The following is a 12,892-nucleotide window of genomic DNA, read 5'->3' on the forward strand; positions in this document are numbered from 1 at the left end:
ACGAGGGGGGCGGGGCGGGCCCGGTCATCTGCGCCGGCTGTGCCGGGCGCGGGGCGAGCGGCCCACTGGGGCACCACCCGTCGGGGCACGGTTGCCGGCTCCGCGCAGGCCCGGCGGACCGTGGCGCGGGAAGTGTCGAACGCGCCGCTCCCCGATCGACGTGAGGGGTGACGGCAGACGCCCCCGGGCTTCAGGAGCACCCCTCATGACCGTGACCGCAGACCTGGCCCCCTCTCTCGACGGCTGTGTCGCCGGCACCAATGTCGCCGTCGGCACCTTCGTGCTCACCCGGGCGAAGGCCGCCGCCGACAGGAACGTCGGCATCGCGGGCGGGGCGAGCACGGTGCAGCAGTGCCTCGGAGAGGGACCTATCGACGAACTGCAGCTGCCCGTCGTGCACCTTGAGCCGGTCCGCGTGGTCGACACACCCCTCGCGACCCACCGCACGTACCGCCTGGGGAGGTGACTACTCCCCCGGGTAGCGGACTCCGATGTTCGCGCGTACGGCGTCCAGGGTCGCCATGACCGCGAGAGTGCCGTCCAGCGGGACGTACCGCGACTCGGTGAGGCCGGCGCGCAGGCAGCGGGCCACCTCCAGCGCCTCGTGGGTGTAGCCGTTGCCGGGGGAGGCGGGCAGGCGGATCTCCTCGGGCTCGTGGCCCTGGCGGTGCAGGGCGAAGCCGCCTGCGTGGAAGAAGTCGCGGGCGAACTCGATGCGGCCGAGGGTGCCGTTGACCGAGGCGTGCTGTGCCGTCTGGGTGCCGAGAGAGCAGGAGAGCACCGCGACGGCTCCGCTGTCGTAGCCGAGCAGGATGCCGGTGTTGTCGTCGACTCCTTGCGGGTTCAGGTGCGCCCATGCCGAGACGGCGTCGGGGGCGCCCAGCAGCAGGTGGGCGAAGGAGACGGGGTAGACGCCGAGGTCGAGCACGGCGCCGCCGCCCTGGGCCGGGTCGTGCAGACGGTGTGCGGCGTCGTAGGGCACGGTGATGCTGAAGTCCGCGTGGACGGAGTGGACTTCACCGATCGCACCGTCGGCGATCAGCTCCCGCATCCGCAGCACGGCGGGGTTGACGTACGTCCACATCGCCTCCATCAGGAAGACGTTCCGCTTGCGGGCGATCGTCACCAGGTCCTGTGCCTGGGCGAGGTTGAGGGTGAGCGGCTTCTCGCACAGCACCGCCTTTCCGGCCTCCAGGCAGAGGGCGGCTGCCGCGCGATGCGCCGAGTGCGGGGTGGCGACGTACACGACGTCCACCCCGGGATCCTCGGCCAGGGCCTGCCAGCTGCCGTGGGCCCGGGCTATGCCGTGCCGGTCGGCGAATCTGTGGGCGGCTTCAGCGGTGCGGGAGCCCACGGCGACGAGTTCGGCATCGTCGGGTATCAGGCGCAGATCCTCGGCGAAGGCGTGGGCGATGCCGCCGGTGGCGAGGACACCCCAGCGGACGGGGCGTGTTCCTGTCATGGGCTCGTGCCCTTCCCGTAGTGCGTCGCCACGATCCCGTCAGGCAGCCGTAGGGACAAATAACAAAGGCAAGGAGGTATTTCACTCCTTGCCACTCTCAACTTATAGCGCACAGGGGGCCTTGCGGCAAGGCCCCGGTCGTACCGCAGAATCTCCAGCCGAAGCCAGGACCTGCGCAAACGCAGCCTTGTTGAGGGGGGTTCATGATCGACGTGATCATTGCCGGGGGTGGACCGACCGGGTTGATGCTGGCGGCCGAGTTGCGTCTGCACGGCGTGCACGTGGTGGTCCTGGAGAGGGAGGCGGCGCCGACCACGTCTGTGCGCGCGCTCGGTCTGCATGTGCGCAGCATCGAGGTGCTGGACCAGCGCGGTCTGCTGGAGCGGTTCCTTGCGCGGGGCCGGCGCCACGACAAGGTCGGCGGCTTCTTCGCCGCCATCGACAAGCCCTGGCCCGCGGGGCTGGACTCCGCGCATGCCTATGTCCTCGGCATTCCGCAGCCCACCACCGATCGTCTGCTGGCTGGGCGCGCGATCGAGCTCGGCGCCGAGATCCGGCGCGGCTGCGAACTCACCGGGCTGAGCCAGGACGAGGACGGGGTTACTGCTGAACTGGCCGACGGCGCGCGGCTGCGTTCGCGGTATCTCGTCGGCTGCGACGGCGGCCGCAGCACAGTGCGCAAGCTGCTCGGTGTCGGCTTCCCCGGCGAGCCCAGCAGGGTCGAGACACTGCTGGGTGAGATGGGGGTAGCCGCGCCGCCGGAGGAGGTGGCTGCCGTGGTGGCCGAAGTCCGCAAGACGCAGAAGCGGTTCGGCGTCGGGCCCCTCGGGGAGGGAGTGTTCCGTGTCGTCGTGCCCGCCGAAGGGCCGGCCGCGGACCGTGCGGTTGCGCCGACCTTCGAGGAGTTCAAGCAACGGCTGCGGGCGGTCGCCGGCACCGACTTCGGGGTGCACTCCCCGCGCCGGCTGTCCTGCTTCGGCGACGCCACCCGGCAGGCCGAGCGTTACCGGGTGGGCCGGGTGCTGCTGGCGGGCGACGCGGCGCACATCCATCCGCCGACCGGCGGCCAGGGGCTCAACCTCGGCATCCAGGACGCGTTCAACCTCGGCTGGAAACTGGCCGCCGAGGTGGACGGCTGGGCACCGGAGGGGCTGCTGGACAGCTACCACGCCGAACGCCACCCGGTGGCCGCCGACGTCCTGGACAACACCCGCGCGCAGATGGAGCTGATGTCCACCGAGCCCGGCCCGCAGGCGGTGCGCCGGCTGCTGTCGCAGTTGATGGACTTCGAGGAGGTGAACCGGTACCTGATCGAGAAGATCACCGCGGTCGGGATCCGCTACGACTTCGGTGAGGGCCATGAACTGCTCGGCCGGCGCATGCGGGACGTACAGCTGAAGCGGGGTCGCCTCTACGAGCTGATGCACGGCGGCCGCGGGCTGCTGCTCGACCGGACCGGCCGGCTCTCGGTGGCGGGCTGGGCGGACCGGGTCGACCACGTCGTCGATGTCGGCGAGGAGCTGGAGGTGCCCGCGGTCCTGCTGCGGCCGGACGGTCATGTGGCGTGGGTCGGTGACGATCAGCGGGAGCTGCTCGGGCGGCTGCCCACGTGGTTCGGTGCGGCCGTGAGGTGAGCGCGGGCGCCGAGCTGCACACTCCGGGCACCTACCGCCTCCGTACGGCCTCCTTGGACGGCTGGGACAAGCGCGTGCCCCGGTGTTCACCTGCGCCGCGCGGCCGGGGGTGGGGGTGGGGCGAGGCCGTCGAAGACGATGGCCAGCATCCGGTCCCGTACCTCTTCGTCGAGGCGGGCGTGTGCCGAGGCTCGTGAGGTGGCGACGAGCAAGGCGTACACCTCGGGCAGTTCGGCGTCGTCCCGGACGGCGCCGGCGCGCTGGGCCTGCGCAAGCAGCGCACCGACGGCGCGACGCAGTCCGTCCGATGCCCGGGCGGCGTCGCCGCGGTCGTCCCCGCCGGCTTCCTGGAGGGCCTCGCCGATGGCGATCTTGCCGGTCGCGTCGGCGACGAGGTGGCGGAAGAAGTCGAAGAACGCCGTCCCCGAGTCCGTGGCGTGCAACAGCGCTTCCGCCTGCGCCCGCAGGCGGTCGAAGCGCTGCACCAGTACGGCTTCCAGGAGCGCCGCTTTGGTGGGGAAGTGACGGAACACCGTGGCGATACCGACGTTGGCCAGGCGGGCCACCTCCTCGGTGGACGCGGACTCGCCGCCCTTGCCGAAGACCTCTTCGGCGACGGTCAGGATCCGCTCGCGGTTGGTGCGCGCGTCGGCGCGTCGCGGCCGTCTGGCGCCGTTGTCCGGGCTGTCCGGGGTGGTCATCGTGCTTTCACTCATCCGCCGCTTTCCGAAGTCGCGACTCCGTACAATCGGAGTCCGCACTTCGGATAGTACTTCGATGCCCCCGCACGCCGGCACAGACGACAGGAGAGTGCCATGCCCCAAGTCCTCAGCCCGCGAGAGGTTTTCCTCGCGCTCGTGAACGGTGTCGCGGAGGGCAACTGGAAGGACCTGCCCGACCTGTACGCGGAGCAGACCCACGTCGTGCACCCCTTCGACCCGCTCCGCGCCGCCGCGCTCCGCACCCGCGAGGAACTGCGCGAACACTTCAAGCCGACCGATGGCGGCCCCCGGCTGCACCGCAGGGCCGCCAACATCACGATCCATGAGACGACCGACCCCGAGGTCGTCGTCGCCGAGTTCGAGTACCAGGGAACGGTCGAAGAGACCGGAGAGGCGTTCGCGCTGCCCGGCATCTTCGTCCTTCGGGTGCGCAACGGGGAGATCATCAGCTCCCGCGACTACTTCGACCATGTCACCGCCGCCCGAATCCGCGGGCAGTTCGACACCCTTGTCGCGGCCGTACAGAAAGGCGGTGCCGCTTCGGCCTGAGGCGGGCCCGCGCGAGGTGGGCCCCGGGGAGGTCCGCCGCCACCGCGAGCCGTGGGACGGCGGCGCCGATGTTCCGCACGCCGCAGGGCGTCCGGCTGAGTCCGGGCCGTGCTCGGCGCGTACGACCCCGGGGGCGATAATCGGTTGCCTCTTCGCGAGGGTGGTGGATGCAATGGCCGTCATGATCACCCAGGTGCGCCCGCCGCGGCGGGATGAGATGGACTCGTGCGGCCCCGGACGACTGCGGCCGCATCGTCGCTCGGGCGAGGCCGCCGCATGAATGCGCACGCCTCAGCACCTGGAGTGGACGGAGCGTCCGTCCTGATCGGCGCTCTCGTTCCGCTGACTCGGCCCGGCTGGGTCGAGGCAGGCCAACACCTGCTCGCCGGGCTCGAGTTGGGCGTCCGCGACGTCAACGAGACCGGCGGGATCGACGGAAGACCACTTGAGCTGGTCGTCCGGGACACCGCGGCCGATCCGCACAGGGCCGCGGCGGCCGTGGACGAACTGGCCGGCCTGGGCGTGGCTGCCCTGGCGGGTGAGTATCACAGCGTCGTCGCTCACGCCGCTGCCGCCGGGGCCGACGCCCTCGGTCTGCCGTACCTCTGCTCGTCAGCGGTTCTCGACGCGCTCACCGAACAGCCGACGCGATGGGTCGCCCGGCTCTCCCCGCCGCAGTCGCGCGGCTGGCGGACCTACGCGGACTTCCTGCTGGCCGCGGGCCACCGTCGTATCGCCGTAGCGGCCCAGCAAAGTGTCTACTGGGCCGCCGGGACCCGCGTTCTGCGTGCGCATCTCGCCGCGCGCGGCGGCACCGTCATCGAGCTCGACATGAGCGCGCTCACCCCGGCGGCCGTGTGCGACGAACTCGCCGGGAATCACGCGACGGCCCTCCTGCTTCTGGTCGGCCACCCGGAGCCCGCCGTGCCGATCGTCCGGTCCGTCCGCCGCGACCAGCGCCTCGCCGGGATCATGATGGGCGCCCCGGCCGGGCAGCCGGAGTTCGCCGGATGGGCGAGGCTGCTGGGCGACGACGGTGCCGCGATTCCGTTCCTGCGCTACCTGCGCGAGCACCTGAGCCCCCTCGGCGCCCGGGTCGAGACGGCCCTTCGCGAACGGCTGGCCGTAGCGCCCTCCTTCGTCGGCTTCGAGGGCTACGACACGATCGCCGTCCTCGCCGATGTGCTGCGCTCGCACGGCACGGACCCCACGCGCGCCGCCGAGTCCTGGCCGCGCGTCGCGGTCGAAGGAACCCGCGGGCTGATCCGGTTCTCCCGGGTACCGGGCATCGGCGTGTGGCAGTGGGCCGAGCCGCCGATCCAGGTCGTCGACCGGGATCCCGGGCAGCCCGACCGCTTTCGGGTCCTGCACACCGGCTGAGGGGACATCAGGACAGGATCTCGATGTACCCGTCGGTTCCGTGCACGCGGATCCGCTGCCCGTCCCGGATCAGCCGGGTGGCCTGCTCCACACCGACGACGGCCGGCAGGCCGTACTCTCTGGCGATCACCGCGCCATGGGTCATCAGGCCGCCCACCTCCGTCACCAGGCCCGCGATGCCCACGAACAGCGGTGACCAGCTGGGGTCCGTGAAGGGCGTGACCAGGATGTCGCCCGCTTCGAGTTCGGCCTGCGCCATGTCCAGGATGACGCGCGCCCTTCCCTCGACGGTCCCGGCGGACACCGGCAGGCAGATCAGGGCGCCGGCCGGTACGTCGTCGCGCCGGTACGCCCCGGTGACGGCCTCGCCGTCCGAAGTCAGCACCCGCGGCGGTGTGAGCGCCTGGTAGGACCGGAACGCCTCCTTGCGCTGCTGGATGAGCCGGTGATCCACCTGGTGCGAGCGGACGACGTCGTGGAGTTCCTGGAACGTGAGGTAGAAGATGTCCTCCTGCTCGGGGAGCACGCCTGCCTGCACGAGCCGCTCGGCCTCCGCCAGCAGGGCCTTCTTGTAGACGAAGTAGCGGCTGATGATGCCGTACTTCGGGTACTCCCGGTATCCGATGAAGGCTCTGACCTGGTCGATCATCCGCTTGGTCGCGTCGGCCTTCCGGTCCCCGTCCGGCAGGTCCCGCAAGCGTGCCAGCACGTCCTGTTCCTTCTGCTGTGCCTTCTGCCGCCCCTGCTCGAAGCGCCGCGCGGCGGCGCCCGGTTCGAAGTTCCTGACGTTGTCGAGGATCACGGACACCAGAGTGCTGGGGCGCTCGCGCCAACGAGGCCTCGTGATGTCGATCTCGCCGACGCAGCGCATGCCGTACCGGTCGAGGTAGGCCTCGATGGCATCGCGGGCTTCGGCTCCGCCCGTGAGCTTCCCCAGTCCGTCCAGGAACCCCTCGTCCTCGACGCCCTGCAGGAACGCCACCACCTCCGGATACGGGCGGATCACGTCCGCGACGTCCAGCAGCGCCAGTCCCATCTCCGAGGTGACGTTGTCGGGCGCGGACAGCGTGAGGGTGTCGGCCGCGTTCTTCTCGCCCAGCCATTCCTCCAGCTTGTCGTTGAGCCACCACGTGGCCTCCATGCCCGCCATGATCGCCTGCATGTTCAGCGGATCGCTGAGGACCCGCTTGTGCTCCTCGAAGGCCTCCAGCAGGAAGTCGAACAGCGCCGCTCCGGACCTGGTACGGATGTCGCGCTCCAGGGCGGCGATGGACGCCCGGCTGCGCTCGATCAGCTCGCCGACGATCGCCGGATCGGCCTCGGTCGGGGCGGACGGGCCGCCGGCCGGTGGCCCGACGGGACCCGCATCCGGGAGCGACGGGATGAAATCGCCCCGCTCCAGGACGGTTTCGAGAGCGTCCCTGATCAGCGGGTCACCTCTGCCGACAAGGTCCAGGAGAGCCGTGCGGCTCGCGGGCGAGGCCAGGCGACGGGTGGCGTCGACGAACAGCCTCCCGCCGGCCTCGTGCATCGGTGCCATGGCTGTCAGCTGCCACACGGAGATGCCCAGGGGCTTCATGGGGTCGGTCATCATCTGCTGATGTCCGACCGAGAGATAGACGTGATTCTCCTCGTCGCCGCGCTCGGGGACGGGGAACAGCGTGGTGATCGGCCGGCTCTGAACGATCTGGAAGCCGTCGTCGACCAGGCACCATTCGATGTCCTGCGGGCGGCCGAAGTGCGCCTCGATCCGCCGCCCGAGCCGCACGAGTTGTACGGCCTGCGCATCCGTCAGCGCCGGCTGCTCCTGGCGCTGCGAGTCGATCGCCACTTCCTGTGTGCCGCCGGCCGGCAGGGCCTGAACGGCGCGCTGTTTCGCGGCGATCGTCCTGGCGACGACTTCGCCGTCTCGCACCTTGAAGACGTCCGGGTTCACCAGGCCGGAGACCAGCGCCTCCCCGAGGCCGAAGCCGGCGTCCACGGTGGCGACCTTCCGGTCGCCCGTGACCGGGTCCGCCGTGAACAGGATGCCGGCCGCATGCGGGAAGGCCATCCGCTGCACGACCACGGCCATGTGGACCGTGCGGTGGTCGATGCCGTTGTGCTGACGGTAGGTCACGGCCCGCTCGGTGAACAGCGAGGCCCAGCACCGGCTGATGTGCTGCAGGATCGCCGGGGGTCCCACGACGTTGAGGTAGGTGTCCTGCTGGCCGGCGAACGAGGCCGTCGGCAGATCCTCCGCCGTCGCACTGGACCGGACGGCGTAGGCGGCCTGCTCGCCGAAGCGGCCGAGCGCGCCGGTGATCGCCGCCACGAGATCGGCCGGGACGGCGGTCTCCTCGATGGTCCGGCGGATCCGCGCGCTGAGCGTGCGGATCGCCTCCCGGTCGTCCGGGTTGGTGCGCGAGAGCTCCTCGAGCCGCTCGTCGACCGACGGCGCGTGAGCCAGGATCCGGCGGAAGGCGTGGGTCGTCACACAGAACCCACCCGGTACGTGGATGCCTTCGATCCGCGCCAGCCCGCCCAGGTGCGCGCCCTTGCCGCCGACGACCGCGACCCCCGTCTCGTCGACGTCCTGCAGGTCCAGCACGTACTGCTCGGTCACTGATTGCTCCCCGTTTCCGCAGGTTGTGGCACCGGCCGACGATTCTGCACGGCGACCGGGGCCTTGCGGCAAGCCCCCCGGTGCGCTATACGTTGAGAGTGGCAAGGAGAGATCTCTCCTTGCCTTTGTTTTTGGCCCGCCGCCTCCCAGGGGCTCTTCGCCACTGCTCGGGGCCGTCGCGGTCGCCTCCGGGACGCACGGCGCCTACGCCGAACACCTCGTCGCCGGCGTCGCCCATGCAGGGCACTTCACACCTGACAGCCGGGCCCGCCGACCCTCCAGGTCGGCGGGCCCGGTGCACTGCGGTAACCGAACCAACTCAGCGGACGGTGGAGCCCGCCTTCAGCGGGCGAGCGGCTCGTAGTCGAACCAGTCGAAGTGGACGGCGCCGGTTGCGGCGAACATTCCGAGGACGCGGCCGGTGAAGCCGCCGGCGACCTCGGTGGACAGGTATTTGCCGTCGAGTGAGGCGAGTTCGGCGAAGGAGCCGTCCGGTTCCTCGATCCCCAGCGAGACGATGTCGGGGCCGGTGCGTGCGTCGCTCAACGTCTCGACGGCGGCCACCTCGACACGGAGGACCACAGGTCCGGGCGGTACGGGTCGGGAGGCCACGACCGTGCTCAACGGGCCGATGCGTGCGCGTACTTGGACCTCGCCGGAGGCCGCCTCGATGTCGTAGTGGTGCTGCTCGTCGAGGCGTACGGCCAGACCGCCGCTCCCCTCCCCCAGGTCGATCAGGGTCCGCGCCCGGCAGGACAGATGCTGCTGCCGTCGGCCGACGAAGGTCACGTCGGTGTCGTCGAGCGAGGCTCCGCGGGCGCGCAGGGTCAGCCAGCCGGGCCGGTCCTTGGTGGTGCAGTCCTCCGCGGGGCGACGGCGCAGGGAGACCCAGTGCGGGGCCAGTTCGGTCAGGTCGAAGTCGTCGCGGACCGGCGTGACGGGGCCGGGCTGAAGCGGCCACGGGGGCGCGGGCGCGTCGAGGGACAGTTCACCCACGACCGGCCAGTCGTCCACCCAGGTCACGGGTGCCAGGAACGTCTCGCGGCCCAGCACGTGCCAGCCCGGGGTTCCGCCACCCGGCCGTACTCCGAGGAGCACCATCCACCAGGAGCCGTCGGGTGCCTGGACGAGGTCGGCGTGGCCGGTGTTCTGGATGGGGTGGTCGGTGCCGCGGTGGGTGAGGATCGGGTTGGCCGGGCACGGCTCGAAGGGGCCGTCGGGCGTGCGGGCACGGGCGATGGAGACGCCGTGGCAGCGCTCGGTGCCGCCTTCGGCGATGAGCAGGTACCAGTGGTCGCCGATCCGGTACAGGTGCGGTGCCTCGGGGGCCTTGGCGCCGGGCATCCCGGACCAGAGTTCGCGTGCGGGCCCGAAGGTCTCCCCGGTGTACGGGTCGAGGCGGACCTGCGACACCCCGGCCACCGTGCACCAGCAGGTGCCGTCCTCGTCCCAGGCGAGGTCCGGGTCGATGCCGGGGACTTGGGGCAGCAGGACCGGATCGGACCAGGGGCCCGCCGGGTCGGTCGCCGTGACCAGCAGATTGCCGTCGCCGCTGACGTTGGTGACGATCAGCCAGAAGCGGCCGTCGTGGTGGCGCAGGGTGGGCGCGTAGATCCCGCCCGAGGAGCGCGAGTCCGGCGGCAGGCGCAGTTGGCCGGGCCGGTCCAGCGCGTTGCCGATCTGGGTCCAGTGCACCAGGTCCCGGCTGTGGAAGAGGGGCACGCCGGGGAAGTACTCGAAGCTGGAGCAGGCGAGGTAGTAGTCCGCGCCCACCCGGCAGATGCTCGGATCGGGGTGAAAGCCGGGGATGACGGGGTTGTTGACGGTGGTGGTGCGTGTTTCGGGCCTGCTGGACACCCTGATCGAACCCTTTCAGTTGTGGTGCAGTCGTAGGACCGCGATCGAGTAGGGCGGCACGGTCTGACGGGTGGCGCTGCCGGTGGTGGCGGAGCCGATCGAGGTGGCGTTCTTCAGGTACGCGTACACGGTCGGGGGGGGCCGAGGACGGGGTGAACCCGCTGTAGGAGAGGGTGACCGTGGCGGCGTTGGCGGGGTCCTTGTTGATGAGCAGGACGCTCACGTCGCCGTTCGCGCGCCGCACGGCGTGCGCGGACACCAGCGCCGTCGAGCCGGCGGCGCGGACCAGACGGTCGCCGGGAGCGCCCAGCTTGGTGATCATCCGGGCGCCGTAGTAGGGCGGGAAGGGCGTGTTCAGCGGCGGCTCGCAGGAGGCGCCGCTGGAGAGGATTCCTCCGTCGTCGTAGTCGGTGGCGCCTTCCACGGTGGTCACGTGACTGCAGTCGGTGCCGTTGTGCAGGTCCCACCAGTCGAGGGTGAAGGCGCCGTTCTCCAGCCACGTCAGGTACTCGTCCGGCGCGAACAGCCCGTTCGGGGAGGTGTCCTTGTAGGCGTTGGCGTTGGCCTCGGTCACCGCGATGCCCACGTGGGGCGCGTTGCTCCCGGCGTACTGCTTGATCAGTGACCGGAGGGCCGCCGCCATGCCGGGGATCTCCGCCTGGGGTTTGCCCAGCAGGTCGGCCTGGCTGTTGCCGGTCGGGTAGTGGTGCACGATCACGAAGTCGATCCTCGGGCCGGCGATCGAGAGGACCGTGTGGTTCCAGTCCATCGTGTCGCCGGGCCCGGTGATGCCGTCGGGCCAGGATCCCGGCGTGGTCAGCACGGCCCCGATCTTGATGGTGGGGTCCACGGCCTTCATCGCGGTGGCGTACCGGACGAGGTTGGTCGCGTACGTCGTGGCGGTCTTGCCGGCGTGGTGGTCGGTCTCCCAGGTGGCGCCGTAGAGGCCGTTGCCGTAGACCTCGTTGCCGATCTCCCAGTACTTCACCCCGTAGCCCTTGGTCACGTTCGCGTACCGGACCCAGCCGGCCGCCTCCTCGGGGGTGCCCGAGCCATAGTCGGCGGTGATGATCGGCTGTGCTCCGGTGGCGCGCACCGTACCCATGAAGGTGTCGAAGTCGGTGTTCGGCGCGACGTATCCGCCCTCGACGGTGTGCGTCTGCCAGTGGTACCCGTCGGCGTAACTCCCGCCCGGGTAGCGGACCATGCCGACGCCGGCGTCCTTGAGCAGGCCGGGAACGGACGGGTGGTTCATGTCGCCGTCGTAGACCGCGACGTTCATGCCCACACCGGTGGCGGGGATACTCGCCAGGATCCGGCCGGCGTCCACCGACACGGAGGCGGTGACCGCGGCGGAAGCGGCCCGCGCCGGCGGGGTGGCGGCGGTGACGGAGCCCGCCGCGGCCAGCGAGACGGCTGCAAGAAGCCCTGTCAGCCGGGTGCGGTGCCTTTGGACCAGCCTGCGCATGTGCCCTCCGGCGGGATGACGTGCGGGCGGGAGACGCGCACCACGGTCTCCGAGGCTGACGGCGCTTGGCAAGTGTCGTGGGAGAGATACGAAAGTTTCGGATCCTTCGGGGGTCCTACTTCAACGGAGCGGTACTCCCCCGGACCGTCAGGGTCGTCGCGATCTCCAGTCCTGCCTGGGGCGCCTGCTCGCCGCGGCCGAGCGTGAGCGCCAGCTCGGTCGCCGCCACCGCCATCTCGGTCAGGGGCTGGTGGACGGTGGTCAGCGGCGGATCCACCCAGGCCACGACCGGCAGATCGTCGAAGCCGACCACGCTCAGGTCGTCCGGGATGCGCAGACCGGCCTCGCGGGCCGCCTGGTAGACACCGAGCGCCTGGAGGTCGTTGGCGGCGAAGATCGCCGTCGGGCGTTCGGGCAGGGCCAGGAGAGTGCGGGCCGCCTCGTAGCCTTCGTCGCGGGTGAGGCCGGCATGCACGACGATCTCCGGATCGACCGGCAGACCCGCGGCCCGCATCGCCGAGCGGTATCCGTCCAGCCGGGCGGAGCAGCACAGCTGACCCTCCGGGCCGCTGATCATCGCGATGCGGCGGTGGCCGAGTTCGGTGAGGTGGCGGGTCGCGGCGCGGCCGCCGGACCAGTTCGTGGCACCCACGTAGGGGACGTCGTCCGGCAGCTCCATGATCGGGTCGAAGACGACGAACGGGATGCCCTTCGCGGTCAGTTGCTCACGTTCGGCCTCGGAGAGCTGCGCCACCGACAGCACGCAGTTCGGGCGCCGGGCGACCGTGTCGTCCCAGGCGGGCGCCGCACTGTCGTGCAGGCCGAACTCGGAGACCATGACGCCGACGCGATGGCGGCGCGCCACCCGCTCCACGCCCCGGATGATCTCGACCGCCCACATGTCCTTGAGTTCGCGGAACACCAACTCGACGACATTGCTCCGGCCGGCTCCTGCGGGCTTGCGGTAGCCGTACCGGTTGATCAGCTCCTCGACGCGGGCACGGGTGCCGGCGGACACGCCCGACTTTCCGTTGAGCACCTTGGAGACGGTCGGCACCGACACCCCCGCCGACTCGGCGATGTACGCGATCGTGACCGACTTGGGTGCGGCACGCTCCTCGTGCTGCCGATCCGCCGGTCCGTCTGCTGCGTTGTCCGCCAAGATGGCCTTCCCGATCGTCGAACCGTTCGCACCCGACGCGGCCTGGCGCGAAA

General features: G+C 70.9%; 9 protein-coding genes. 4 read left to right on the top strand and 5 right to left on the bottom strand.

Annotated features, from left to right (window positions below):
• The first annotated feature begins 205 nt into the window (after nt 1-205).
• Nucleotides 206-466, top strand: a complete 261-nt coding sequence (locus tag ACWC1K_RS02600; protein WP_450828212.1) for a hypothetical protein — start codon at nt 206-208, stop codon at nt 464-466.
• On the opposite strand, the gene ACWC1K_RS02605 is transcribed toward ACWC1K_RS02600, so the two are convergent.
• A complete protein-coding gene (locus ACWC1K_RS02605; protein ID WP_450828214.1) occupies nt 467-1,462 on the bottom strand; it encodes a Gfo/Idh/MocA family protein in 996 nt (331 codons plus the stop codon).
• 203 nt (nt 1,463-1,665) lie between these two features.
• On the opposite strand from ACWC1K_RS02605, the gene rox reads away from it, so the two are divergent.
• Nucleotides 1,666-3,096, top strand: coding sequence for a rifampin monooxygenase (gene rox / locus ACWC1K_RS02610; RefSeq protein WP_450828216.1), 1,431 nt, complete (start codon nt 1,666-1,668; stop codon nt 3,094-3,096).
• An 86-nt stretch (nt 3,097-3,182) separates the two neighbouring features.
• Here rox and ACWC1K_RS02615 read toward each other — a convergent pair whose 3' ends face one another.
• Complete coding sequence (locus ACWC1K_RS02615) at nt 3,183-3,812, bottom strand: TetR/AcrR family transcriptional regulator (RefSeq protein WP_450828218.1); 630 nt, start codon at nt 3,810-3,812, stop codon at nt 3,183-3,185.
• Between the two features lie 99 nt (nt 3,813-3,911).
• Between ACWC1K_RS02615 and ACWC1K_RS02620 the strand changes: the two genes are divergently transcribed.
• Nucleotides 3,912-4,367: a nuclear transport factor 2 family protein gene (locus tag ACWC1K_RS02620; RefSeq protein WP_450828220.1), complete on the top strand. Its 456-nt coding sequence runs from the start codon at nt 3,912-3,914 to the stop codon at nt 4,365-4,367.
• 276 nt (nt 4,368-4,643) lie between these two features.
• Nucleotides 4,644-5,747: an ABC transporter substrate-binding protein gene (locus ACWC1K_RS02625; RefSeq protein WP_450828222.1), complete on the top strand. Its 1,104-nt coding sequence runs from the start codon at nt 4,644-4,646 to the stop codon at nt 5,745-5,747.
• Nucleotides 5,748-5,754: 7 nt separating this feature from the next.
• On the opposite strand, the gene rph is transcribed toward ACWC1K_RS02625, so the two are convergent.
• The 3 genes from rph to ACWC1K_RS02640 form a co-directional block, all read right to left on the bottom strand.
• Nucleotides 5,755-8,352 (bottom strand): rifamycin-inactivating phosphotransferase, encoded by a 2,598-nt coding sequence (gene rph / locus ACWC1K_RS02630; RefSeq protein WP_450828224.1) that lies wholly within the window; start codon nt 8,350-8,352, stop codon nt 5,755-5,757.
• A 342-nt stretch (nt 8,353-8,694) separates the two neighbouring features.
• Entirely contained in the window at nt 8,695-10,209 is a 1,515-nt protein-coding gene (locus ACWC1K_RS02635; RefSeq protein WP_450828226.1) for a glycoside hydrolase family 43 protein, read from the bottom strand.
• A gap of 1,583 nt (nt 10,210-11,792) precedes the next feature.
• Entirely contained in the window at nt 11,793-12,839 is a 1,047-nt protein-coding gene (locus ACWC1K_RS02640) for a LacI family DNA-binding transcriptional regulator (protein ID WP_450828228.1), read from the bottom strand.
• Nucleotides 12,840-12,892: the final 53 nt, after the last annotated feature.

Source organism: Streptomyces sp. NPDC001492 (assembly GCF_053597275.1).

Coding starts and splice junctions, on each gene's coding strand:
- ACWC1K_RS02600 (WP_450828212.1), top strand. CDS start 206: ATGACCGTGACCGCAGACCTGGCCCCCTCTCTCGACGGCTGTGTCGCC.
- ACWC1K_RS02605 (WP_450828214.1), bottom strand. CDS start 1,462: ATGACAGGAACACGCCCCGTCCGCTGGGGTGTCCTCGCCACCGGCGGC.
- rox (WP_450828216.1), top strand. CDS start 1,666: ATGATCGACGTGATCATTGCCGGGGGTGGACCGACCGGGTTGATGCTG.
- ACWC1K_RS02615 (WP_450828218.1), bottom strand. CDS start 3,812: ATGAGTGAAAGCACGATGACCACCCCGGACAGCCCGGACAACGGCGCC.
- ACWC1K_RS02620 (WP_450828220.1), top strand. CDS start 3,912: ATGCCCCAAGTCCTCAGCCCGCGAGAGGTTTTCCTCGCGCTCGTGAAC.
- ACWC1K_RS02625 (WP_450828222.1), top strand. CDS start 4,644: ATGAATGCGCACGCCTCAGCACCTGGAGTGGACGGAGCGTCCGTCCTG.